The sequence below is a fragment of the Pseudomonas frigoris genome, from assembly GCF_047758635.1.
Taxonomy (GTDB): domain Bacteria; phylum Pseudomonadota; class Gammaproteobacteria; order Pseudomonadales; family Pseudomonadaceae; genus Aquipseudomonas; species Aquipseudomonas frigoris.
Genome location: NZ_CP180479.1, coordinates 4,949,401 through 4,973,906, shown reverse-complemented (window position 1 = coordinate 4,973,906; position 24,506 = coordinate 4,949,401). Strand labels below are relative to the sequence as shown.

24 protein-coding genes and 1 pseudogene are annotated in these 24,506 nt (G+C 57.0%); 5 read left to right on the top strand and 20 right to left on the bottom strand.

From position 1 onward, the window contains the following. Positions 1-10 precede the first annotated feature (10 nt). The 8 genes from ACMXYH_RS22825 to ACMXYH_RS22790 form a co-directional block, all read right to left on the bottom strand. Positions 11-1,129: an S-(hydroxymethyl)glutathione dehydrogenase/class III alcohol dehydrogenase gene (locus ACMXYH_RS22825; RefSeq protein ID WP_415765030.1), complete on the bottom strand. Its 1,119-nt coding sequence runs from the start codon at positions 1,127-1,129 to the stop codon at positions 11-13. Between the two features lie 58 nt (positions 1,130-1,187). Continuing rightward, positions 1,188-2,327, bottom strand: coding sequence for an FAD-binding oxidoreductase (locus ACMXYH_RS22820; protein WP_415765029.1), 1,140 nt, complete (start codon positions 2,325-2,327; stop codon positions 1,188-1,190). A 1-nt stretch (position 2,328) separates the two neighbouring features. Then, on the bottom strand, positions 2,329-3,402 hold the full coding sequence (locus tag ACMXYH_RS22815; RefSeq protein ID WP_415765028.1) for a Rieske 2Fe-2S domain-containing protein: 1,074 nt from the start codon (positions 3,400-3,402) through the stop codon (positions 2,329-2,331). 313 nt (positions 3,403-3,715) lie between these two features. Then, positions 3,716-4,786, bottom strand: a complete 1,071-nt coding sequence (locus ACMXYH_RS22810) for a DUF2817 domain-containing protein (RefSeq protein ID WP_415765027.1) — start codon at positions 4,784-4,786, stop codon at positions 3,716-3,718. Between the two features lie 70 nt (positions 4,787-4,856). Next, a complete protein-coding gene (locus ACMXYH_RS22805; RefSeq protein ID WP_415765026.1) occupies positions 4,857-5,624 on the bottom strand; it encodes an ABC transporter ATP-binding protein in 768 nt (255 codons plus the stop codon). Between the two features lie 27 nt (positions 5,625-5,651). Further along, complete coding sequence (locus tag ACMXYH_RS22800) at positions 5,652-6,365, bottom strand: ABC transporter permease (RefSeq protein WP_415765025.1); 714 nt, start codon at positions 6,363-6,365, stop codon at positions 5,652-5,654. Further along, positions 6,362-7,051 carry an ABC transporter permease gene (locus ACMXYH_RS22795; RefSeq protein WP_415765024.1) on the bottom strand — a complete coding sequence of 230 codons (690 nt, stop codon included), beginning with the start codon at positions 7,049-7,051 and terminating at the stop codon, positions 6,362-6,364. The genes ACMXYH_RS22800 and ACMXYH_RS22795 overlap by 4 nt, the downstream gene beginning before the upstream one ends. Positions 7,052-7,190: 139 nt before the next feature. Next, on the bottom strand, positions 7,191-7,961 hold the full coding sequence (locus ACMXYH_RS22790) for an ABC transporter substrate-binding protein (RefSeq protein ID WP_415765023.1): 771 nt from the start codon (positions 7,959-7,961) through the stop codon (positions 7,191-7,193). Between the two features lie 210 nt (positions 7,962-8,171). On the opposite strand from ACMXYH_RS22790, the gene ACMXYH_RS22785 reads away from it, so the two are divergent. Next, a complete protein-coding gene (locus ACMXYH_RS22785) occupies positions 8,172-9,101 on the top strand; it encodes a LysR substrate-binding domain-containing protein (protein ID WP_415765022.1) in 930 nt (309 codons plus the stop codon). Positions 9,102-9,269: 168 nt separating this feature from the next. Here ACMXYH_RS22785 and ACMXYH_RS22780 read toward each other — a convergent pair whose 3' ends face one another. Continuing rightward, positions 9,270-9,560, bottom strand: a complete 291-nt coding sequence (locus ACMXYH_RS22780; protein ID WP_415765021.1) for a hypothetical protein — start codon at positions 9,558-9,560, stop codon at positions 9,270-9,272. 262 nt (positions 9,561-9,822) lie between these two features. Between ACMXYH_RS22780 and ACMXYH_RS22775 the strand changes: the two genes are divergently transcribed. Then, positions 9,823-10,044 (top strand): hypothetical protein, encoded by a 222-nt coding sequence (locus ACMXYH_RS22775; RefSeq protein WP_415765020.1) that lies wholly within the window; start codon positions 9,823-9,825, stop codon positions 10,042-10,044. Positions 10,045-10,244: 200 nt separating this feature from the next. Here the strand turns inward: ACMXYH_RS22775 and ACMXYH_RS22770 are convergent, their stop codons facing one another. From ACMXYH_RS22770 to ACMXYH_RS22755, 4 genes and pseudogenes are all read right to left on the bottom strand, one after another. Further along, positions 10,245-10,628 carry a hypothetical protein gene (locus tag ACMXYH_RS22770; RefSeq protein ID WP_415765019.1) on the bottom strand — a complete coding sequence of 128 codons (384 nt, stop codon included), beginning with the start codon at positions 10,626-10,628 and terminating at the stop codon, positions 10,245-10,247. Continuing rightward, complete coding sequence (locus ACMXYH_RS22765) at positions 10,625-11,533, bottom strand: hypothetical protein (protein ID WP_415765018.1); 909 nt, start codon at positions 11,531-11,533, stop codon at positions 10,625-10,627. Before ACMXYH_RS22765 ends, ACMXYH_RS22770 begins: the two co-directional genes overlap by 4 nt. A 77-nt stretch (positions 11,534-11,610) precedes the next feature. Then, positions 11,611-12,093 (bottom strand): annotated as a pseudogene (locus tag ACMXYH_RS22760) (PAAR domain-containing protein); the annotation flags it as partial. 177 nt (positions 12,094-12,270) lie between these two features. Then, a complete protein-coding gene (locus ACMXYH_RS22755) occupies positions 12,271-12,693 on the bottom strand; it encodes a hypothetical protein (protein WP_415765017.1) in 423 nt (140 codons plus the stop codon). Between the two features lie 492 nt (positions 12,694-13,185). Between ACMXYH_RS22755 and ACMXYH_RS22750 the strand changes: the two genes are divergently transcribed. Continuing rightward, positions 13,186-13,746: a hypothetical protein gene (locus ACMXYH_RS22750; protein ID WP_415765016.1), complete on the top strand. Its 561-nt coding sequence runs from the start codon at positions 13,186-13,188 to the stop codon at positions 13,744-13,746. 528 nt (positions 13,747-14,274) lie between these two features. Here the strand turns inward: ACMXYH_RS22750 and ACMXYH_RS22745 are convergent. The 7 genes from ACMXYH_RS22745 to ACMXYH_RS22715 all read right to left on the bottom strand — a co-directional run bounded on the left by ACMXYH_RS22745 (position 14,275) and on the right by ACMXYH_RS22715 (position 21,309). Further along, positions 14,275-15,198 (bottom strand): CobW family GTP-binding protein, encoded by a 924-nt coding sequence (locus tag ACMXYH_RS22745; protein ID WP_415765015.1) that lies wholly within the window; start codon positions 15,196-15,198, stop codon positions 14,275-14,277. Further along, positions 15,198-16,943, bottom strand: a complete 1,746-nt coding sequence (locus ACMXYH_RS22740) for an amidohydrolase (RefSeq protein ID WP_415765014.1) — start codon at positions 16,941-16,943, stop codon at positions 15,198-15,200. Before ACMXYH_RS22740 ends, ACMXYH_RS22745 begins: the two co-directional genes overlap by 1 nt. Before the next feature lie 61 nt (positions 16,944-17,004). Next, positions 17,005-18,186, bottom strand: a complete 1,182-nt coding sequence (locus ACMXYH_RS22735; RefSeq protein WP_415765013.1) for a pyridoxal phosphate-dependent aminotransferase — start codon at positions 18,184-18,186, stop codon at positions 17,005-17,007. 52 nt (positions 18,187-18,238) lie between these two features. Continuing rightward, complete coding sequence (locus ACMXYH_RS22730; RefSeq protein ID WP_415765012.1) at positions 18,239-18,928, bottom strand: ABC transporter permease; 690 nt, start codon at positions 18,926-18,928, stop codon at positions 18,239-18,241. 15 nt (positions 18,929-18,943) lie between these two features. Beyond that, positions 18,944-19,654, bottom strand: coding sequence for an ABC transporter permease (locus ACMXYH_RS22725; RefSeq protein ID WP_415765011.1), 711 nt, complete (start codon positions 19,652-19,654; stop codon positions 18,944-18,946). Between the two features lie 37 nt (positions 19,655-19,691). Continuing rightward, a complete protein-coding gene (locus tag ACMXYH_RS22720; RefSeq protein ID WP_415765010.1) occupies positions 19,692-20,465 on the bottom strand; it encodes a transporter substrate-binding domain-containing protein in 774 nt (257 codons plus the stop codon). Positions 20,466-20,514: 49 nt separating this feature from the next. Next, entirely contained in the window at positions 20,515-21,309 is a 795-nt protein-coding gene (locus tag ACMXYH_RS22715; protein ID WP_415765009.1) for an ABC transporter ATP-binding protein, read from the bottom strand. Positions 21,310-21,541: 232 nt separating this feature from the next. Between ACMXYH_RS22715 and ACMXYH_RS22710 the strand changes: the two genes are divergently transcribed. Both ACMXYH_RS22710 and ACMXYH_RS22705 read left to right on the top strand, forming a co-directional pair. After that, on the top strand, positions 21,542-22,462 hold the full coding sequence (locus tag ACMXYH_RS22710; protein WP_415765008.1) for a LysR substrate-binding domain-containing protein: 921 nt from the start codon (positions 21,542-21,544) through the stop codon (positions 22,460-22,462). Between the two features lie 129 nt (positions 22,463-22,591). After that, on the top strand, positions 22,592-24,202 hold the full coding sequence (locus ACMXYH_RS22705; RefSeq protein ID WP_415765007.1) for a 5-guanidino-2-oxopentanoate decarboxylase: 1,611 nt from the start codon (positions 22,592-22,594) through the stop codon (positions 24,200-24,202). The last annotated feature ends 304 nt before the right edge of the window (positions 24,203-24,506 follow it).

Here is a 24,506-nt window from a genome sequence, read left to right as displayed (position 1 = left end):
GCGCCCAAGCTCAGCGATCAAAATGAATGACGGTGCGAATGCTTTTGCCTTCGTGCATCAGGTCAAAGGCGTTGTTGATGTCATCGAGCCCCATGGTATGGGTGATGAAGGTATCCAACGGGATTTCGCCCTTTTGCGCTTTCTCGACATAGCTGGGTAGCTCACTGCGCCCCTTCACGCCGCCAAAGGCCGAACCGCGCCAGACGCGACCGGTCACCAGTTGAAATGGCCGCGTGCTGATTTCCTGGCCAGCACCGGCGACGCCGATGATCACCGACTCGCCCCAACCCTTGTGGCAGCTTTCCAGCGCCGCGCGCATCAACTGAACGTTGCCGACACACTCGAAGGAGTAGTCGACGCCGCCTTCGGTCAATTCAACGATGACATCTTGAACTGGCTTGTCGTAATCCTTCGGATTGACGAAGTCGGTGGCTCCCAGTTGTTTGGCTATCTCGAACTTGGCCGGATTGATGTCCACAGCGATGATCCGCCTCGCCTTGGCCATGGTGGCGCCGATGATGGCTGCCAGGCCGATGCCCCCCAAACCGAAAATCGCTACCGTAGCGCCTGCTTCGACCTTGGCGGTATTGAGCACTGCACCGATGCCGGTCGTGACACCGCAACCGAGCAAACACACCTTCTCCAGCGGCGCTTCCCTTGGGATTTTCGCCAGAGAGATTGCTGGTAGTACGGTGTATTCAGAAAAGGTCGAACATCCCATGTAGTGATAGATGGGCTCGCCTTTGTATGAGAAGCGACTGGTGCCATCAGGCATCAGGCCTTTGCCCTGAGTGGCGCGGATTTTCTGGCAAAGGTTAGTCTTGCCGGACAGACAGAACTTGCATTCTCCGCACTCAGGGGTGTAGAGCGGGATCACGTGATCACCCACCGCTACTGAAGTAACGCCCTCGCCAATCGCCTCGACGATACCGCCGCCTTCGTGACCGAGAATGGTTGGAAAGAGGCCTTCCGGGTCAGCACCGGAAAGGGTAAAGGCATCGGTATGGCAGACCCCGGTAGCGATGATCCGCACCAGTACTTCACCCGCCTGGGGCGGTGCCACATCGACTTCAACGATTTGCAGGGGCTGGTTGGCTGCGAAGGCAACGGCGGCTCGCGATTTGATCATGTTCTTGATTCCTCAGTGCAACGAAGGCGGTAGGCGGTGTTGATCGTGATTGGGCCGATCACTGCCGCAGGTCCACCGTCACCGCGGTGGTCGGGCGGGTGCAACAGAGCAGAATGCGGCCGCATTCAGGGGTATCCAATGGCTCTTCGAAATACTCGACAGAGCCTTTCCGCAGGGTGACCTGGCAGGTGTTACACAGGCCTGCGCGGCAATTGAATGACGGAGTCAGGCCGTTCTGTTCGGCAAGTTCGAGCAGTGATTGGCAATTCTGATCCCATGCCACGCGCGTACCCGATGGCAGAAACTCCACGGTCAGGGCCCCTTCAATCGACGCGGTCGGCGCTTTGGGTACAGGCGACGTGCGAGGAGGGGGCGCCACTGGTACGACTTCATCCTCTTCGAGGATTGTCGCCGGGCCGAAGAACTCATAATGAATGCGCTGGCTGGCGATCCCGAGGTCGCGCAACAGGCGCCAGTTCGCCTGCATAAAGAACCGGGGGCCGCACAGATAGACGTCGTAGTCGTCCAGTGGAAGAAGCCTTTGCAAGGTTTCCCGGCTTACCAGACCCTGGCTGTGATAGGCCGCGCTGGCCTGATCGTCGGCATTCGGGTTGCGATAGCAGAAATGCACGCTGATCCCTGGGCGACGGCTGGCCAGTGCCAAAACCTCATCGCGAAAAGCATGTACCGCTCCACTTTCGCAGGCATGGATGAAATACACCGGGCGCGACGAATGTGTACTCAGTTGATGGAGCATACTCAGCATCGGAGTGAGTCCCACGCCACCACTGAACAACACCACTGGCCTGGGGCTTTCTTCGTCCAGCACGAAGGTGCCCGTGGGACCGGCGATCTCCAGGAAATCGCCGATCTGCACATGGTCGTGCAGGTGGTTGGACCCTTGACCCGGTGGCAGCTCTGGCTGGTCGAACGGTGCAGGCTCACGTTTGACCGAAATGCGCACGCGCGCAAGGTCATTGGCGTCTCCGGATAGACTGTAGTTGCGCAGCACCTTGACACCGCCGTCCAGGGCGAGGCGAACGATGAGGTACTGCCCCGGGCGAAAGCACAGGTTGGAAACGCCGTCGCTCGCCGTCAGGACGAAGGAGGTGATGACTGCGCTCTCTTGTTTTTTTTCAATCACCCGGAAGGTCTTGAAACCTGCAGAGGAGGACAGCGTTTGCAGTTGAGTGCCCATCTCATGCCTCCGTCTTTTGTTCCGCAGTGTGCCGTTGGGTGAGCGGAATCAAGCTGCCAGCCTGTTCCTGGGCAATCAACTTATCGAGGTTACGGCGAAAACGTAGCGGCCCCGAGTCGGAAGCCAGATCGATGTTGGGCGTGCTTTTATTAGCCATGCCCTTATGCACAGCACTCAGCACTACCCGATCTTCGGCAAAGGCGTGTCGGACGTCTTCGTCGAACTGGCGTGATACATCTTCATTCTCGGTATCGAAATTACGGACCTGGAACCAGTAGTAACGCGTGTTCGATTCGTCGATCGGGGTCATGAAATTGTAGGAGTTCATCAGGAACACATGTTCGTGCAGTTCACCTTCATCGCTACCCGTTCCAGCTGGCGTGAACAGCGCCTTGATAATAGCCTGGGACGGGTAGTGCACTTCGTAGTGCTGCTTACGATCACAATGACCACTGAACTTGACGAACTTGGCATAGAAAGGTGCCACCTCGACATCGAGCATCCAGCGCGAAACAATCACACCGACATCGGTTACCGTGGTTTGCAACGGTTCCTCTGCGCAGGCTGCGTTACCAAAGGAAGATTGATGCACCCACGCGACATGTGCGGGGTCCAGCAGGTTGTCGGTCATGTACAGGTAGTTGCACGGGATAACCATGCTGTCGCCGCGATTGAGCCCCCACGCGGGGTCACCCCATTCAGGCACGTGACAAATTTTCGTTTCGTCTGCCAGCTCGAGATCACCCATCCAGATCCAGATCAAACCGTAGTGCACGGCGAGGGGGTAGCTGCGAACCCTGGCGCCTTGGGGAATACGTTGACTACCGGGTGCGCGGACGCAGCTACCCGAGCAGTCAAAGGTCAAACCGTGGTAACCACATTCAATGTCATCACCTTTGCGACGGCCCATTGACAGTGGCAGCTTACGGTGAGGACAGGCATCCTCGAGGGCTACCGGGGTGCCATCACTCTTGCGGTAAAGCACCACAGACTCACTGAGAAGAGTTACCGGATAGAGGTCCTCACCCAACTCGGCTTCACTGGCGGCTACGTACCATGCGTTTCGCAAGAACATCGGATTTCTCCTTGTTGTTTTGTTGTTCGCCTTTTGCTGACGAACGATGGCTAACGAGGAGGACAGGTTACGAGGATCTGGTTGAGTGAGAATAGATGTTTAAATCTGTTCGTTTATTTAGATTTACTAACAGGTCATTGGGTTGAATGATTGCGAGGAACCTGTACTTGAGCCCGTCTTTGGCAACGCATTCAAGACCGCGCAAGGCAGTCTTGAATGTGGGGTATCGCGATGGATTTCGGCCGTTGTGGTGGGCCGGGATTTATGGGTGGGATGGAGGCTGAGTGAGTGGCAGTGCCACCAAGGCACGCTCTCATATTTGTCGAGTGCGCTGCCAGACGACGGCTTGCCAATCAAGATCGGCTGGGTAGAACTGTTCGAGTAGCTCCCGTTTGATTTGCCCGGCAACTGGATCCGTGAAATCCCCGTGCAGGTGCAACCAATGGTCGTTGCGCAAAACGGTATGGATCTGTTCTCCCGGATACGTGCCGCATTCAATGACGAATGGCATCAAGTGTACGTGCGGTAGCGCGTTAATGATGGCTTGTGATGTGTAGCCAGTCGCTGTTGCGGCTACGCCCGTATCACTCTGGCTGCCAGGTCCAGTGATCAGGGTATACAGCCAAGGCCCATAGATCGCTTGAGCATCGGCAAGCGCTGGATAGCCGGATTGGGCAATCGTCATCAGCATGGGGTGGCCATAGTCCCCGGCGCCGGTGTGAAGGTCAAAACACATGACCGTGTCGCAGTGGTGCAGGTGCTTCTGCAAAATCGTATGCAGGGTTTTGTTCGTCCAACTCGCAGTTTTTCCGCCGTAGTAAAGACCGTCAGGGTGGTTGTACTGGCCGGCCTCGACAATCGACATCACCGCTGCCCAGCCTTCTGTGCGAACGCGATCGTCGAGCAGGGCGTCGGCCTTTTCGCGCGATGGCCCCGACAGCTGTTCGCAGGCATAGATAGCGTGTAGTGCCTCGTACTGGCGATTATCGGGCAGTCCTAGAGTGAAGTCTGGATAGTTGCGATTGATGTCGATGTTGTCTTCATTGACGCGGCGTATCCAGGCCGTACCCCAGGGGTTGATGAGGTGGATCATCAGCACCGCGACATCGGCAGGCAGGGTCCTTTGGTTGAATTCCTGTAGCCATCTGATCTGACAGTTCGAGCCATAGAAACCTTCAACACCGTGGGTGCCACTGAGGGCGACCAGTACTTTCCTGGCGCGTGGATCGCCAAGCCAGGCAACATCGGTACTCAGTGGCTCGCCAAAGGGCCCGTTCAATGGGTGGGGGTAGGTTGTCAGGCTGGCATCTACCGCTGTAGCGGCGGCCAGAAATTGCTCGCGTTGGCTGTTGTAACTCGGATGCGTGGGAAAACCTGTGCTCATGGTCATCTCTTGTCGATCGCTCGCACCGGACGCTCATGGAGCGTCCGGTGCGAGGGTTTTGAACGAAGCGCTATTTCAAGCGGCCGGAGAGAAACTGGGTCAATCGTTCACTTTTCGGGTTGACCAATACTTCGCCGGGATGTCCCTCTTCTTCTACGCGACCTTGATGCAAGAACATGACGTGGTTGGAAATGTTGCGGGCAAAGCCCATCTCGTGGGTGACCACGACCATGGTTCGGCCTTCCTCTGCCAGCGCTTGCATCACTTTCAACACTTCGCCGACCAGTTCCGGGTCGAGTGCTGACGTCGGTTCGTCGAAGAGCATCACTTCCGGCTCCATCGCCAGCGCACGCGCAATCGCCACGCGCTGTTGCTGACCGCCCGAGAGATGCGAGGGATATTTACTGTCCACGCTTGAGTCCAGGCCAACCTTGCGCAGGTACTGGTGGGCTCGTTGCACAGCTTCCTTGCGCTTGATGCCAAGGACATGAATGGGCGCTTCGATGATGTTTTCCAGCACCGTCATGTGCTGCCACAGGTTGAAGTGCTGGAACACCATCGACAGTTTGGTACGTATTTTTTGCAGCTGGCGCGGATCGGCCACACTCATGGCGCCATTGATATCTTGTTTCGTGCGAATTTCCTCGTTGTTCACAGTAATTCGCCCGGCACAGGGCTGTTCGAGGAAGTTGATGCAGCGCAGGAAGGTGCTCTTACCCGATCCGCTCGAACCGATGATGCTGATGACATCACCTGCTTTGGCCTTGAGTGATACACCTTTGAGTACTTCATGAGGGCCGTACTTCTTGTGCAGCTCATCTATTTTTAATTTGTACATTATCGACGCTCTCCAAGTGGCGGCAGATCAATGAGCTTGAGGTTTCAAGAAGGCCAGCCAGCGAATTTCGCAGCGACGAAAAAGCCAGACCAGGGTAAACACCATCAAGGCATAGAGCACCGCCGCTATACCGAATGCCTCGAACGAGGAGTAAGTGGCCGAGTTCACATCACGGGCGACCTTAAGCAAATCAGGAACGGTGGCGGTGAATGCGAGGGTGGTGGAATGCAGCATGAGGATCACCTCATTGCTGTAGTACGGCAGCGCACGACGTAGCGAAGACGGCAAAATGATTCGTCGGTACAAGGTAAAGCTGGACATGCCATAAGCGCGTCCGGCTTCGATTTCACCGTAAGGTGTCGCGCGGATCGCTCCGGCGAAAACTTCCGTGGTGTATGCGCAGGTGTTGAGGGCAAAAGCCAGTAACGTGCAGTTGATCCCTTCGCGGAAGAAGGCATTCAGTTCCGGTTGGTTTCGGACCATTTCCAGGCTGTAGACACCGGTGTAAAGAAGCAGCAACTGGATATACAGCGGCGTACCTCGAAACACATAGGTATAGAACCAGACGGGCCCCCGGATGAACGGATTTCTTGAGACGCGCGCCACTGCCAGTGGCACAGCGAAGACGCCGCCAATGGCGATGGAAACCACCAGCAGCCACAACGTCATGGCAACGCCGGACAGTTGATAGCCATCGAACCAGAGGTAGGATTGCCAATAGTCCCGGATGATTTCGATCATAGCTGTGCCCCTCTGACACCGGCAGAGTAGCGGCGCTCCAGCCACATCAGGATGCCGTTGGACAGGGTGGTAATCGCTAGATAAATCAGAGCGCCGATCAGACTGAAGTAGAACAGTTGCATCGAATGTTTGCCGGCATCCTGGGTTACCTTGACGATATCGATAAGACCGATAATCGAGACCAGCGCGGTTGCCTTGATCAGCACCTGCCAGTTGTTGCCTATACCTGGAAGTGCGAAACGCATCATTTGTGGGAACAGGACCCGCACAAAAATTTGTCGACGATTCATTCCATAAGCGATAGCAGCCTCAAGCTGGCCGGCAGGTACAGACTGAAAGGCGCCGCGAAACGTCTCGGTGAAATAGGCGCCGTAGATGAAACCAAGGGTAAAAACCCCGGCAACAAATGGATTGAGATCAACCTGCTCGAAGTGCATCCGTTCGGTAAAAACATTCAACAAAATTTGCAGGCTGTAGAACAACAGCAACATGATCACCAGATCAGGAACACTGCGGATCAACGTTGTGTAACCTGTTGCCAACACTCGCAAGAGGCGCTGGTTGGAAACCTTTGCCGACGCACCGATTAAACCGAGTGACACAGCCAGCAACATCGAGAGCAACGCCAGCTTGATGGTTGCGAAGGTACCTTCGAGTATCAACGCACCATAACCCTGTAAAAACATGTTCTGTCTCTCCTTCGGCAATAGCGGTCCGCTGACCGTCTATTTAGAGGCTTGGAATTCAGGGGGAACTGTGGGGGAGGATATGGCAAGGCTCTTGATCATCTACGCAAGGACGATCAGAGCCCGCCAGGAAAAGGATTCAGTTATAGATGTCGAAAGTGAAGTACTTCTTCTGAAGCGCCTCGTAGGTTCCATTTTCGTGCATTTCTGCCAGCGCGCCGTTGATGGCTTTGATCAGTGCCTGGTCATCCTTGCGCAGGCCAATCGCAATCCCCTGGCCCAGTAGCTTTTCATCCTGGACAGTGTCGCCAGCAAAGGCGAAACCGGTATTTTGGGGTGTCTGCAAGAAGCCGATGTCTGCAACGACCGCATCTGTCAGGGTGGCATCGATACGGCCACTGACCAGGTCCGGGTAGAGCAGATCCTGATTGGTGTAGGACACCATGGTAACGCCATGCGGTGCCCAAACTGACCTGACGTAAGCCTCCTGGGTACTGCCTTGGGCGACGCCGACGCGCTTGCCCTTGAGCGACTCTACGGTGGGGAGCAAACCGCTATCAGTCTTGGCGATCAGGCGATTGGGCGAATTGTAGAGCCGGTCCGAGAACGCGATGTTTTCTTTGCGTTTTTCGTTGACCGTCATCGCCGAAAGAATGCCATCGAATTTCTTCGCCTTGAGTGCCGGGATGATGCTGTCGAAAGCAACCTCCACCCAGACGCACTTGACCTTGAGCTGAGCGCAAATGGCATTACCCAGATCAATATCGAAACCGACTAATTGACCGCTTGGCTCCTTCGATTCGAACGGAGCGAACGTCGGATCTACGCCGAAGCGAATCGTGCTCAAATCGTTAGCGAACGCGCCGGTCGAAGCGAGAGCAAATACCGTGGCCAGAATGATTTTTTTCATTTTTCTTTGCCTTTTTCAGTCATTAGAGTTTGCGCATGGCTAATGCAAGGTCATGGTGCAGGGCTAATTCTGGTGCCCTCACTGCCTGCAAGAGGCAGCGCTGGCAGGACCAGAATACGAGAGTCTGAATATTCGAAAAGATGTTAAAAACTGTTGCTTTGTGTAGCTGAGCTAAAGTATTAATCAGCGCTCGATTTTCTGGAGGTGCAGATGAATACCTTGCCTTCTCTGCGGGCCATACAGGTGTTTGAAGCCGTAGGACGCTTCGGTGGAATTGTCGAAGCGGCAAGGCGCCTGGGCATCTCGGCGGGGGCTGTCAGTCAGCAAATGAGATTGCTGGAAGACAGTTTGGGGATGAGTTTGACCTTCAGGGTGGGCAAGCGTATCCGCCTGACTGCTGCGGGGCAGCGTTACCACGATAGCTGCGTGGCAGCGTTCGAAATGCTGCGCATTGCTCAGGTCGAAGTCGAGCGAGCGAAGAGCGCTACCAACTTGCGAATCAGTGCTTTGCCATCGCTACTTTCAGATTGGCTGGCTCCGCTTATTTACACATGGCAGAGCGATCACCCGGAAATAAATCTGTTTCTTGATGGTAGCCATGCTGAACCCTCACCTGACGGCTATGAAATCGACTTTCGGGTGACATATGGAGATTATGGGGCAACCGAGCACGCCATTGAGCTGTTCCGCGATTGTGTCGTTCCAGTCTGTAGCCCGCACATGTTGCGTGCTGATATGCCGTTACGGACTCCGGCGGATCTGTTGGCTTATCCACTATTATCTATTGATTGGCTGCCTAAATTCGCTTCCCCACCCTCTTGGCGCGATTGGTTCAGTACACAACAAGTCGACTGTTCGCAAATTTGTGATGGTTATCGGGTCTACTCATTATCGTCAATGGCAATCCAGGCAGCGATCCTTGGGCAAGGCGTTGTATTGGCGCAATACTCTATGATTGCCGATGCCGTGGCGGATGGGCGTTTGATCATGCCGTTCGCGCAGGGGCTGCAAATGCCTTCGTCGTATTTTTTAGTGGGCGCCAAAGATGCTTTCGATAAAGCCCACTGTCGTGACTTCCATCGATGGCTGGTAGCCCGTGGACGGAATCAAATGGCAGTAAGTGAGCGACTGTTGACCTGACCATAAGTGAAAAGAATAGTTACCACTTGACCTCCCGTTTGCATTCGATCTGACCACCGATTGCATCGGATTTGACCAGCACGCTTCGTAACCATGACCGGCAGAGAACGACCCTTAGCCGTCATCCAGTTGCGGACTGACGAACATTAGCCAGATGTCTTGGGATGACTAGTGCTTCGACGCCTGAATGGCTTCTTCGAGCAAAGGTCCCGTGATTCGTCGACCGTTGTAATCATCGACAAAGTAATTGATTCGGTTAGCCAAATGCTGAATAGACAGCCAGCCCAAGCCCTGGTAGTCGCGCAATTCCTCGTCGTTGAGCTTAATCAGACATTCGTAACTCACAAAAGACGCCTCGCAGTTGACGAGGACATAGATTGAGCCATCTCCTGCGCGAAGAAGCTGCCAGTAGTCGTCCGTTGTGTGATATGTCGCAGGCGCGAGCTGAACCAGATCCATGTTTGATTTTCGTACATTACCTTTCAGTTTCTAACCATAACATGACTGCGAGCGCACGATTCTCAAATGCCCGCTATTGGCCGATCACTGCCGATGATGTTTGCTAAAGGTAGGGGGCAAACCCGATGCAAATGTCCGGTTAGGTCGATTACAAATGGTCAAGTCAGCGCAATCACCCAGGTGTCAGCGGATCTGAAGAAGTGGCTCCAGTCAGCCGCGAGATGATCTAGGCTTCCCGCATTATCAATCAAGGACGATAGCCATGTCAGTTAACTCAGAAGCCAAGATCGCCACGGCGGACGCGCTTACATTGCTCCTGCATCACCAGCACGCCCTAGCCGCCGCTATAGAAGAGGTCACCAAGTGGCTCTCTGAAAATGGTGTGGGAAATGTTGCCGCTAACGCGATGACAGCCATGGAAACGCTGGATACGAATGCTCAAGGGATCACTCCGCAATCATGCGACTACGCCTTTGATCGCTGACAGCCAGAGAGTAGCAACCTACAATCTGTCCCGCTCGCCCAGTTTTGGCAGTGCCCGTCTTCGCTGGATGTCGACTTAGGTGCTGGGTGGGCAACTATCTTACTTTCTCAGGCTGGTCCACAGATCGCCCCCCCGCCCTTAGTGACCGCTAAAGCGGCAGAGCTAGGGACTGGAAAAATCGAACGGGGTGAGCCGGGGAGCTACTTGAGTACCCCAGACTTTCCTACAGCGACAAGCAACGCCAAAGCAGCGAATAACCCTATAACAGTCCATTGCAAGGCTACGAGCTTGCGTCTGAGTGGCGCGGGAAAATTGTTTACATCTTCGGCATTGATGCTGCCGCGCTTCAGATAAAAGCCGGGAAACGTAATGAACCCAGAAACCCCACCAACCAGTAACAACTTACCCCAAGGGCCGCCATGCCTTAGCGAAGCCATACTCATGACTGAAGAGCTGTTCTTGAGACATCCAAGCATCACGTCCATTTTGGTGTAAGCCATGTACAACGCAACCCCGATCCAAATGAACATGCAAACAATCACTAAGCCGCAGAGGCCGCCAACAACAAGTTCAGCGGTGTTCATTTCGCAATCTCGTAAATCACTTCGCCAGTCATTTCACCGCCCAGTCCTCCAAGAGTGCCAGCAGCATAAGAGCCCACAGCAACCGCTACAATACCGCACGCCAGTGTTGCTAAGCCGCCAGTTGGGACGCCTAGTCCAACACAGAGTCCACCGACTACCGGAGCTGTTAAGGCTGCACCCGCTGCTGCCCCACCTACAACTCCACCGGCAAAGCTGCCAGTCTCAGTGTATTTGATTCGGGCACATGCCTCGGTGTTTCCGGCTGTACACACGTCTTGGACTTTCATGTAAGACGCTCCACCACCAACGGCAGTGCCAATCCAGCCACCGTATTTGATGACTTTTGCCGCTTTGGCCACACCTTGAAAGTGCGTGGCGTATCCCGGTATTTGTCCCGGTGCACCCGCCTTGGTCCATTGGTGAACCAAGCTTCGACTAGAGATTCCCAGTGCACTTTTCAAGTCGGGATGATCCGGGAAGCCAATGCCCTTACGGGTCATGGAAGTCAGCTGCGTATTGAGTTGTGCAAGCAAGCGTTTGCGTTCAGCAAAAAATTCCGGCGAGCGCAAATTGCCGTCGGCCTGAAAAGCCCGTTGGTGTAGTAATTCAATATCACGCAGAACGTTTTTCACGTCTTCCAGATTCTTGGCGAACATGGATTGGCCAATGCCAATGGAGGTCGAGCCTTGAGCCAAAAATGTTTCGATTTCGTCACGGTGTCGGTGCAGGAAGCTGGCCTCTTCGGCACTAAGGGGCCCGAGTGCATCATTGACCTTGCTCGCCGCTTCCATCAAGACGGCTTCTTCTCGGGTGCATTGCAGGTTTTTCGGGTCACTCAGTACGACAAGATGACCGGGTTTGGCACCGTTCGATAGTTGTGGATTGAGCGTACGAAACTTATCCAAGACTGCTTGAGTTGTTTCTCGAACAGCGACGCTTCCAGTGCATCACGAGACATGGACTGTTGGACGATATGGAAGCCGGGTTCAGCCTCTTGTGAAGTGCTGGAAGCTGGCTTTTCTGTCGTAGCTGTTTTCTCCGTTGTAGGGCCTACCAGAGCATTTGCAGCAACGGCCTTCTCTGTCAACTTAGGATCAGCCAGCAGGGTAGCCATACGTTCATCATCTACAGAGCCATCAGGACGTATTGCCCCAAGAACAGCAAAGTTGATGATTGATGCACCGGGAGCAGCCCCCATAACAAAACCACCGCCGACATCACCTGATCCGGTGATGATAGTTCCACCATGGCTGGTAGGGCTGCCCAAGTGAGCCATAGGACGGCCATTTACCTGGATGGAGGGGAACCCGGTGGTAATAACTGCACCACAACCACAGGTATCGCCAACACGGGCAGAGCCCATGAAGTTGATATTGGTATCAGCAGAAGCAGATGCTATTGGAGTTGTGCCGTGTCCCGGTAATGGGCAGACATGCTTGTCACCCAATCGAGCAGAGGAAATCATTCATCGTCCTTGTGTCGAGCATAAAAAATGCCTCCGTCAGTGGAGGCGAAAAGCGTTTGTAGGTGCCGCAAGACTACCGCATGTGATGGTGAGTGGTCTGTAGGAAAAATCTGAACTTTTGTCACTCGCTCGCCCGAGACCTAAGCCTGCCGCCCTTCACTGCTTTCATGTTGGTTCTCACGGTTGTAGAGATTTGGAAAGCCAGTCCACGATAGGTACGACCAGCGATATCACGATAGCCAAGGTTGATAGCAGCATTGCCTGTTGGGCTTTGCTGCTTTCTTCTTCAAGCCCAGCCAGAACAGACGCCATCAGAGGGAAGTTGATGCGGTGTCTGTCTCCCGCTAATGCCAGCGTGAAAAACGCTACCTTGCTGCCATCATCTCTGTTGTAACCATACTTTTCTTGCAGGTGGTAGTAGAGCCTTCCGAATACAATATCTCCATCAACCTTTAGCTTACGGGCGATCAGCTTGCAGTCGATGGGGATGTAGGGTTTGGAAACCCTTTTGTTTTCCGCACCGAGGGTGAAGGTTTCGAATTCCTTGTAGTACATCTTGTAGATGGTGTTGAGAATCTTCAGGTCTGATGGTGATTTCATGCCGGGCTGCCTTCAGGGATTGTGTGATGAGCAGCTTTGGTCACTGGACTGATATCCATCCGGTGCTCTGGTAGGTAGCCCACACGTGCAGCGTCTCGGACTGGAGCTGAACAAGACGAATACAGCCTCTGTACGCTCGTAGGATTTATGAGTGGCCTGTGTCACCCGCTGATATTCGAGAAAGAGCTTTTTACGGCTATAGGGGCGATCGTATACGCGCTTGATGCCGACCCATTCTGAGTCGGAATTTGACCGACTCTCCAGATACCCTATCTGATATTCCCAGCCACAGATTCACGACCGATATTCTCCAGGGCCAGTGTCGATTTTGAAAAAAAGTTGAATGTGCACTGAATGAAAATCAAGCCCCAAAGGACGGATCCAGAGAATTTCGATACGCCGTATCCGATGGCGCGATAAGTAGTCGAAAAAGTGGCCGAGTGCTACCATTCGCGATCTCTTGGGACTTTTACAATCATAAGGATTTGTCGAATGACGTACCTTCGCTTGCTTTTAGCTTCAGCCCTGATTGTTCTTTGCACTGGCTGTGCTTCGCCCGCTCAAATTTCCGGCATGTCAGTATCTGCCGATCAAGCAAAGGCAAGCACCTATGACTCCCAGCTACGAAAAAATGTCCGGCTTTCTGAGGTGAATGGCGGAAATAAAACCAATCCTCTATGGACTTCGGAAATCGACAGCCCTGACTTCGGCGCTGCACTCAAGCAATCGCTCGCTAATGCTAATTTGCTTGGCGACGAATCAGCCTCCTATGCTCTACGTGCCAATCTGCTGCGCGTTGACCAGCCTATATTCGGACTGGATTTTGAGGTCACCAGCGAAGTGGAATACACGTTGATAGAATCAAGAACCAACAAGGTCGTTCTGCGTGAAATTATCCGAACCCCTTTTACTGCTGGCATGGGCGATTCTGTTATAGGAATCAAGCGCCTACGATTGGCCAATGAGGGATCCGCTCGGGTAAACATCATTGCTATGCTCAAGCGCCTCAGTGATCTCAAAATCGAAGCCAAACAAGTTTCGTTAAAGGACTGAGTATCTTACTGAAGTGTAGTACGACGACAGTTCAGAGAGTAAAAGCAGCTTCTGTACGCTCGCGGGAAGCCGTGTAAGCTTTATTAGCCGCCTTTGGGGCGGCTTTTGGGTGGCCCACGATATTTTGAATTCGTAGCTGCTGACAGCGAGGTGGCACGGCAATGGCATTAAGGACCGATCCAGCCTGAGTGGGGATTTTGCCGTTCTACCAGTCAACCCTCTGATATTACCGCCTAGGAAACGAAGGTGATTTTCACCAAGGGCAGGTGCATAAATTGAAAAGTTTGGGTGTTGCGAAATTGCACTCAACTTGACCAGCAAGCTTAGTCACCATGATCGGTAGAGAGCTGCCCATTGCTGCCGGCGGCCACAGGCAGAAATCGGCCAAAAGTGGACATTTAAAGTAGGGGAATGCTCCGGTAGACATCCCCGGCCTATGCTTGGGGCGACGGCGTTCCGCTTTCACTCTAGGCACTGAAATACGTACGTATTGGCAAGGTACTCCTTATGAGCGGTCGTTCTACTGCATCACACCACCTGAACATCCGCCAACCCCGCTTCCAGCATTTCACGAAGCCCACAGCCGCGGCGGGCAATGAACACCAGTTGTACGGCGTGCTCCGGCGTTTGTCCGGTGGCCAGGCTGAACTGGCTGCGGGCACCGACATGCTGCAACCAGTAGGGCTGTTCGTTGCCTTGCAGTTGCACCAACCCCTTGAGGCGGAAGATGTCTTTGGGAAGTCTGGCCAGCCATTCGCGCAAGGCTTTGGGCGGCAGCGGGTGCGGGCTGTTCCAGACCCAGCTTTCGAACAGCTGGTCATGGCGCTCCGGCAATGGAGTGATCTTCGGGCCCACGCGGTTGCTGCGGTCCGACAGCAGCAACGCATCGGGCAGTTCCGCTTGTACGGTGTCGAACACCGGGGCGCGGCTGCCGAGGGACGCGCGGATACTGTCCAGCTCGGCCGAATCAACCAGGTCAGATTTGTTCAGTAGCACCAGATCGGCACACGCTACCTGCGCTCTGGAGAGCCGAGCCAATTCGCCTTCCAGTGCGCTATAGCCCGTGGCGTCGACCAGCGTGATGACTGCATCCAGATGCACGTTTGCACGCAGTTGTGGATAACCCAGGGTCTGCACGATGCGCTGGGGATCGGACACCCCGCTGCATTCAATAACGATACGTTCCAGTCGCGGCTGCATCTGCGAGAGGCTGACCAGTTGTGCCAAGAGGTCTTCCTGCACGGTGCAGCAGATACAGCCATTTTGCAGGCTGTACACCGCGTCGGTGACCTCAGCAATGATTGCGGCATCGATGTTCAACTCACCGAAATCATTGACGATCACCGCCAGCCGCCCGCTGTCGGCACGCTGGACCATGCGGTTGAGCAGGGTGGTTTTGCCGGCGCCGAGGAACCCGGCGACCACCGTCACCGGAATGCTTGGGAGGCTCATCAGGCCTGCCCCTCGATGACGGGTGGCAGACCTTGCCAGACGGCTTTCAATGGTGTGTCGCTGAAAGTTGACTCGCGGTCGTACACCGGCCGGCCTTCAACAAACGTCAGTTGCACCTGAGTACGATGGATGTAATTGCGCGGCGCCTGGGCGAACAGGTCGCGGTCGAGCACGATCAGGTCGGCGGACTTGCCGACTTCCAGGCTGCCGGTCAGATGCTCCAGACCCATGGCGTGCGCACCGTTGAGGGTCGCGACTTGCAGTGCCTGTTCCAGGGTGATCGGTTCGCCGAAGCAGTCGGGCTCCTGGTTCCACGGGTTCTGCCGGGTGACCATGGTTTCCAGCGCCAGCCATGGATCGATCGAGGCCACCGGCCAGTCGGTGCCCATGACGGCGATGCCGCCAGCGGCCAGCACGCCCTTGAAGTCATAAATGCGCTTGAGGCGTTCCTGGCCGTAGCCGGAGCGCGCGCCGCTGGCGAAGGGTGTCGGGTACCAGGCTGCCGGGGAGAACTCGGCAATCACGTTGAGTTCCTTGAAGCGCTTGAGGTTGCCTGGGTGCAGCAAGGTGCTGTGGGCGCACTGATGGCGAATGCCGCTGTAACCGTTGCGCCGCCGGGCTTCGGCGACCGCATCGAGGAACACGTCGGAAGCGCCATCGCCGGTGCAGTGGGCGATCACGCGCAGGCCTCGACGGTCCATGTCCACCACCATGTCGGTGATGTGCTCCGGGGTCAGGTTGAGCTTGCCGCGCCAGCTCGACTCCTGCGACCAGGGGGTCATCAGGTACGAAGACTTGGGCTCCACGGTGCCGTCGAAGTGGAATTTCACCGCGTTGGCGTTCAGGCGGGCGCTGCGATAGTAATGCCGTTCACCGCTGAGTAATTCCCAACGGCGACGGACCGGAAAGATGTCGTCCTGCCAGCTGATGGCTGCTTCTACGCGCAGGGTCAGTTCACCGGCGTCATCCAGTTCCTTGAGGGCTTCCAGACGTCGTTCGCAGACATGCACGTACTTGGTTGCGGTGACACCGCGGGAAGTCTGGAAATGCACGCCATCGCGATAGGCACGGCGCAGCACGTCCACCGGGGTCGGTGGCATCGCGGCGTGGATCAAGGCATAGGCGCCATCGATCAACAGGCCGTTGGGTTCGCCGCTGAGCTCATCGCGTTCCATGTAACCGTTGCGCGGGTCGGCGGTGTGGCGGTCGATGCCGGCCAGTTCGAGGGCCTTGGAGTTGACCATCATGGTGCCCCACATGCGGTCGAGCAGGGCCACCGGGCGGTCCGGCATCACGCTGTCGAGCCACTCGCGGCCTGGCGTCAGGCCGGCTTCGCGGAAGGTGTAACGCACCCAGTATTGCCCATAGATCCAGCCGTCACCGGGGTGGGTATCGGCGTAGGCGTGGATCGCCGCGACCAGTTGTTCGGGCGTCGGGTCTTCGATGCCGACATCCAGGTCGTCGCTGTACCGCGGTGTCAGCGCCAGATCCGGGTGGGTGTGCATGTCGTGCAGGCCGGGCATGCAAAAAGCGCCGTCCAGGTCATGCTGGCGGGTGTGCGGGCCGATCAGTGATAGCAACGACTCAAGACTGCCTACGGCGATGAAGCGGCCGTCACGAATGGCCACCGCCTCGGCCCGGGGTTGTGCCGGGTCGAGGGTGTAGAAACGGCCGTTGTGCAGCACCAGTTCGGCGTACGGGGCAACAACGGAGTGGGTCGAATTGAATTGGTCTGACGTGGTCACGGGGTCAACCTCTTGATCATTGCCTGCTGCTGGATGGCGGGCATTACAGGCTCTTCAGTATTTAGCGGTTAGCGCGCAGCGACTCGACAAAGCCGGCGATGCGTTGGCAGGCGTCTTTGAGGCTGTCATCGGCCACGGTGAAGGAGATCCGCACAAAACCTTTGGCGCTGGCACCGAAGGCCTCGGCATCAAGCACCGACACACCGGTTTGGCGGAACAGCTGCCAGGCGAAGTCCATGCTCGAGAGCCCGGTACGCCGCACGTCCACCAGCATGAACATGCCGGCTTGCGGTACGCGGCAATCCAGCTCGGCGACTCCACGCAAGCCCGCGACCACCAGATCGCGCCGGCGCCGGTAGACTTCAAGGGCGTGGCTGACCACCGGCTCATCCAGCTCCAGCGCCTTGAGCGCGGCTTCCTGAATGAACCCCGGCAAGCCGTAGAGCATGCACAGCAGCAGGTTATCCAGGTGGCCGATCAAGGTCGGCGGGGCGACCACCCAGCCGACGCGCCAGCCGGTCATGGCATGGCTTTTCGACAGGCTGTTAAGCACCACAGTGCGCTCGGCCATGCCCGGCAGCGAAGCAATGCTCAGGTGTGGGCGGTCGTAAGTGATCTGGCCGTAGACCTCATCGGAAATCACCCACAAGTCATGGCGCCGGGCGACGTCGGCCACCGCTTCCAGTTCTTCGCGGCTGTAGACGTTGCCAGTGGGATTGCACGGCGTCGCCAGGGCGATACCGCGAGTCTTGTCGGTAATCGCCGCTTCCAGTGCAGCCTTGGTCAAGCGAAAACCATTAGAGGCGGGTTGTTCGATGGTCGCGATGCGCGCACCGGAGGCATGCATACAGGCTTCGTATGTCAGGTACATCGGTTCCGGCACCAGCACTTCGTCGCCCTGGCTGAACAGACACAATGCGGTGGCGAACAATCCGTTCTGCGCGCCGGCCACCAGCGCGACGTTTTCGGCTTTTACCGGGATGCCTTGCAGTACGCTTTGCTTGGCAGCAATCGCTTCACGCAGCAGCGGTCGGCCGAGGACGTGGGTGTAGTGGGTGTCGCCCTGACGCAGGGCCTGGATTGCGGTCTCACAAATAGCGCTGTCGGTGGCAAAGTCCGGGTCACCGATGCTGAGGACAATCACATCCTCGCCGCGACCGCGAGCTTCGATGGCGGCGTAATGAATGTCCCAGGCGCTGACTGACTCGCCGCTAATGCGCTCGACAAAAGGTGAATAACGCATGGTGTTCTCCTCGCTGGTGATGCCCGCCAGCGTCAACTGAAATAGGGTAGGTTCAGGCCTGGCGCTGAGGGACTTTGCCCAGGCGCGAGAAGCCGTGTTCGATCACAAAAGCCAGGACGATGTAGACCACTGCGACCGCCAGCAACGGTTCGTAAACCCGCAGGGTCTGGGCCCGTACCAGGTTGGCAGCGCCCAGCAGGTCGGTGACGGCCACGGTCGAGGCCAGGGCGGTGGCCTTGAGCAACAGCACCGATTCACCGACCAGGGTCGGACGAACCATCTGCAAGGCGCGGGGCAGCCACACGCGGCGCAAGACCAGAAAACGCTTCATGCCATAGGCGCGGGCCGCTTCCAGTTCACCGCGAGGCACCGCACGCAGAGCACCGCGCAACACTTCGCCGACGTAGGCGCCGACACACAGGATCAAGGCCAGTGCCACGTACCAGAAACCTTCTCGCAGGTACGGCCAGAGAAAACTGCCGCGAATCGGCGGGTACGCGGCGAACAGGCTGCCGACGCCGTAATACAGGATGTAGATTTGCACCAGCAGCGGTGTACCGCGAAACACACTGGTGTAGGCGCGCATGCTGCCGCTGATCAGCGGGTTAGGCGACAGCCGCCCGAGCGCCACCAGCACCGCGAGAATAAAACCGAAGAAACCGGAAAGTCCGAGCAGCTTCAGGGTGATGCCGAGGCCATGCAGCAGCTCGCCGGCAAAACTGTTGATCCAGGAAAAATCCATAGGGCGAACTCCTTACTACTGCGGCATCCAGCGATTGATACGCCGCTCGAACAGCCGGAAGGCCCCGTTGGACACCAGGGTGATGATGAAATAAACCGCCGCCACCGCGAGGTAGAACACCAGGTAGTGCTTGGTTGAGCCGGCCGCTTGTTTGCCCACCGAGAGCAGTTCGCTGTAGCCGACGATGCTGATCAACGCACTGTCCTTGACCAGCACCAGCCAGAGGTTGGACAACCCGGCCATGGCGTACGGCAACATGCTCGGCAGCAAGACCCGGCGCATGAGCAACCAGCGCTCGATGCCGAATGAACGCGCCGCTTCGATCTGGCCAAAGGGGATGGCCAGGATCGCACCGCGAATAATCTCTGCCGAATAGGCGCCCTGAACGATCCCCAGCACCAACACCGCCGCCACGAAACCGTTGACCGTGACAACGGGTCTGCCCATCGCCGCCATCGCCATGTTCAACAGGTCGGTGCCGGCGTAGTACAGCAACAGAATCAACAGTAATTCCGGCACCGCGCGGTACAGCGTGGTGTAGGCGTTGGCCAGGCGAACCAGCCAGCGCGGGCCCTTGAGTTTGATCATTGCCACCAGCAGGCCAATGCTCAAACCCAGTACAAAGGCCCCCGCGGAAATCTGCAGGGTCACCACGGCCCCATGCATCAGGGCGTTGAGCCAGCCGTCGGCGACGAACAGCTGGGTTATCTCGGACAAAGAAATCATGGCGTATCCAGTCGAAAAGGAGCGCTAGAGCGGCGGCTTACTGTGCAGAGATGTCGACACTGAAGAAGCGGCTGCGGATCTTGTCGTAGCTGCCGTCGGCTTTCAGGGACGCCAGCGCGGTGTTGATCTTGTCTTTGAGGGCCTTATCACCCTTGCGGATGCCTGCACCGATACCCGAGCCGAACAGCGGATCCTTGGGGGCCAGACCTTTGTCGGCCAGACCTTTGCCTGCCGGGGTTTTGATAAAGGGTTCGATGGTCAGCGCGTCGGCCAGCATCACGTCGATCCGGCCGCTTTGCAGGTCGGAGGTCATGTCGTCCTGGGTGTTGTAGTAGCGCAGGGTCGAGCCCTTGGCGTAGTACTCCTTGACGAAGGTCGCGTTGGAGGTCGAGCCCTGTACGCCAATCACTTTGCCTTTTAGGCCTTCAGGCGTGGTGACCAGCTCCAGGCTCTTGTCGGCCACCCACATGGCCGGGGTCTGGTAGTACGGCTGGGAGAAATCGATGACTTTCTCGCGCTCGGCAGTGATGCTCATTGAGTTGAGGATCACATCGATCTGGCTCGATTGCAGGGCCGGGATCAGTCCGTCCCAGGACACTTCCTTGAGCGGGCACTCAGCCTGCATGCGCTCGCACAGCGCCTTGATCAGTTCCGGCTCGAAGCCGTTCCAGTCACCGTTGCCGCTTTTCATGGAGAACGGCGGGTAGGGTTCCTGGGCAATACCAAAAACGATTTTTTCTGCAGCGACGGCGTGCTGTGCCAGCACCGCGAACAAGCAGCCACCGGCGAGAGTCTTGAGGATTTTTTTCATGGCTTTACCCTTTATCGAAGTTATTGTTTTCAAGGATTGAAGCGGTCAATCAGCTGCGGTTTTCCTGCGCCATCACGAACTGGCGGCAGCGTTCACTGTTGGGGTTCAGGAAGACTTGTTGCGGCGTGCCTTCTTCTTCCACCAAGCCTTGATGGAGAAACATCACCTTGCTCGATACGTCTCGGGCGAAGGCCATTTCGTGGGTGACCAGAATCATCGTCCGACCTTCTTCGGCGATGCCCTGAATCACCTTCAACACTTCACCCACCAGTTCCGGGTCGAGGGCGGAAGTCGGTTCATCCATCAACAGCACTTGCGGGCGCATCGCCAAGGCACGGGCAATCGCCACACGCTGTTGTTGACCGCCGGAAAGGAATGAAGGGAAGACGTCGCGTTTGTCCGCCAGACCGACTTTCTCCAGCAGATGCTCGGCGTGGGCGATGGCGTCCTTGCGGTCCTCACCCAGCACGTAGACCGGCGCCTCGATGACGTTCTCCAGCACCGTGCGGTGCGGCCACAGGTTGAAGCTCTGAAAGACCATGCTCAGCCGGGTACGCAGACGCGCCACTTGATCGGGGTCGGCAATCAACGGATTACCGGCGCGGTCCTTCTTCAAACGCACTTCTTCGCCGTTAATGCGCAGGCTGCCGCTGCACGGAATTTCCAGCAAATTGATGCAGCGCAGCAGGGTGCTTTTGCCGGAGCCGCTGGAACCGATCAGGGAAACCACTTCACCTTCGTTGGCACGCAGGGAAATGCCTTTGAGGACATGGTGAGCGGCATAGCTCTTGTGCAGAGCGTCAATCGCTACCACCGGATTTACGGAGTTGGACTGCAAGTGCAAGGGTTGTCCCTCTTGTTTTTGTAGTGGTGCCGGGCATCACAGACGGGTCGTGGTGGCTACCGAGAATAGCCAATGGCGCATAGGGGTCAATCGAGCATTTTTTGTGCAACCGTGAAATTAAATTCAACAGTTGCCCGGCGAGCCGGGAGTTTTGCTGGCTATGTCTGTCGGACAATTCCCGTTATCGTGAAGGTAAGTTCTCCCGTCACTTTCCCCAGTGTGATTTCGACTTATGCGTTTCCCTTCCATGACCGCTTTGCGGGCGCTGGATGCGGTGGCCCGGCTGGGTAGCGTGTCCGACGCTGCCAACGAGCTGAACCTCACGCCCAGCGCCATCAGCCACCAGATCAAGAGCCTGGAGCAGACCCTTGGCTTCGCGTTGACCGAGCGCACCGGGCGCAACATCCGCATTACCTGGCAGGGCGAGCGCTACGCTCGGGACATCCATTTGCTGCTGGCCAATATCCTTGAAGCAGGTCAGCGCTTCGATGGTCAACAGGTCAGCGGGCGGCTGTGTATCAGCAGCCCGGCAGGGTTTGCGACGTACTGGTTGTGTACGCATATCGCGGAGTTCCAGGAGCTTTATCCACAGGTCGAACTGCACCTCATTTCACCGCGCACCCCGGATGACACCAGCGATAACACGCCCGATCTGTTCATCGCCTACGGCATGGGCGACTGGCCTAATCAGCATGTGCAGAAAATCGTCTCGCTGCGGTTTTTCCCGGTGTGCAGTCCGCGACTGGTCAACACCATGGGTGGTTTGAAAAACCCGGAAAACCTGGTCGGCGCGCCACTGCTGCACATGATCGATTACTCCGACTGGCGAGTCTGGCTGGCCGCCGCCGGCGCGCCGAACGTGGACGTGCAGCGGGGGATTGTCTTTGCTGACGCACACTTCGTGCAGTCGGCCTGCATCGCCGGTCAGGGGATTGCCATGGGCGACAACCTGATCAGTGGCGAGGCGTTGGCCAAAGGACTTTTGGTGCGTCCGTTCGAAACCGAAATCGAATCCAACCGGGGTTACTACCTGGTCGCCGATCAGCAGAAAGTCGAGCGCCCGGTGGTGCAGGCCTTCAGTGACTGGGTCAAGTCGCAGTTGGGTGGCATCGTCGGGCTGCACTCGGAAGTCCGTCGCCCGTTGAAAACGTGAATTTTATTGTTCAATCGCCTCGAAATTTTTTGATTGTTGCAAGGCGCTGCTTGGCACTACTGTCCTGCGAATGAATACCTGCCGATTCGCTCGATGACCGTCGGCGCAGAACAATAAGAGGAGTGTTAAATGACCACCTGTGCCCAGTCGCTGGTTCGCTTGCTTGAAGGTTACGGCGTAGACACCGTGTTCGGGATTCCCGGGGTGCATACCGTCGAACTGTACCGGGGCCTGCATGGCAGCCGCCTGCGGCACATCAGCCCGCGCCACGAGCAGGGCGCCGGTTTCATGGCCGACGGTTACGCCCGCGCCAGCGGCAAACCGGGGGTGTGTTTCATCATCACTGGCCCCGGAATGACCAACATCCTCACGGCCATGGGCCAGGCTTACGCGGACTCGGTGCCGATGCTGGTGATCTCCACCACTAACCGCCGTGAGCACCTGCGTCTCGGTCACGGGCATCTGCACGAAATGCCGGACCAGCGGGCGATGGTCGCCGGCGTCTGTGCCTTCAGCCACACACTGCAATCGCCGGCGGAACTGCCTGAACTGCTGGCCCGCGCTTTCGCCATTTTCAAATGCGCCCGACCACGGCCGGTGCATATCGAAATCCCGCTGGACGTGCTGGAGATGTCCGCCGATGACCTCAGCCTGATGCCACGCAGCCTGCCTGGTGCTCCGGCGCCGGCGCCGGCCTCATTGCACGCTGCACTGAATCTGCTGAACGAAGCGCGACGCCCGTTGATTCTGGCCGGTGGCGGGGCGCGCGATTGCGCCGAAGTCCTGCAGCAACTGGCCGAACGTCTGCAAGCGCCGGTCGCGTTGACCACCAATGCCCGGGGCTTGTTGCCGGTCGGCCATCCGCTGCTGCTCGACGGTGTGCAGTCGTCGGCCCATGGTCGGTCGCTGTTCGACGAGGCCGACGTGATCCTGGCTGTCGGTACCGAACTCGGTGAGACCGACTACGATTTCTTTGGCCTCGGACCACTGAAATTCAAGGCGCCGTTGATTCGTCTGGACATCGATCCGATGCAGGTTATGGGCGTGCAGCGAGCCCACGTCGGATTGGTTGGCGATGCTCGCGAAGGCTTGCTGGCGCTCTTGGCCAATGTTGCGGCACCGGTTCAGAGTGGTCGTTGGGCGCTGGATAGCGTGCAGCGGGTCAACCAGATCGAGCGCGACAGCTGGACCGCCAAGCAACAGGGTTTGCAAGGGTTGCTCGACGTGCTGCGCGACAGCCTGGTCGACCCACTGATCGTCGGCGATTCCACGCAACCGGTGTATCAGGGCGCAGTGGGCTACCAGTCGCCGAAACCCAACAGTTGGTTCAATGCCGGAACCGGTTACGGCACCCTCGGGTATGGTTTGCCTGCGGCGATTGGCGCCAAACTGGCCAAGCCCGAGCGCGCGGTTGTTGCGTTGGTTGGGGATGGCGGTTTGCAGTTTTCCTGCCCCGAGCTGATCGCTGCCCGCGAGGCCGGTGTGGGCGTGATCATGGTGCTATGGAACAACCAGTGCTACGCCGAAATCCGCGACTACATGCAGGCCCGTGAGATCCCGCCACTGGGCGTAGACATCATGACCCCAGACTTCGCGGCCATGGCCCGCAGCTTTCACATCGACCACCATGCCCCGAAAGATCCAGAGGCGTTGCGTGCATTGTTACTGGAGTTGGCGACGACGAAAGTGCCAGTGATGATTGAACTGGACGCGGCGGTGTATCTGGCAAACGCGAGTTAAGAGAAACTGGCAGTACTTTGACTTTGCCCAAAAACTTTTGGCGCGGGTTATATCGCCAAGATCGCAGCCTGCGGCAGCTCCACAGAGGAATGCGCTCGGCGGAGCTGCCGTAGGTTCGGGCCGCGTTCGGACGATCTTGGCGGTTTAGGCCGCTGCACAAAGGTCGGGGAATTATCGAAACTCCCCGGCCACCCGCTTATTTCACGGTCGAGTAATCAATGCCGTACCACTTGGTGGACCGAAGAAGGAAAGCGCTTTCTTGCCACCGCCGGTGATCTGCCAGAGCGGATGCGTGCGGAAACTC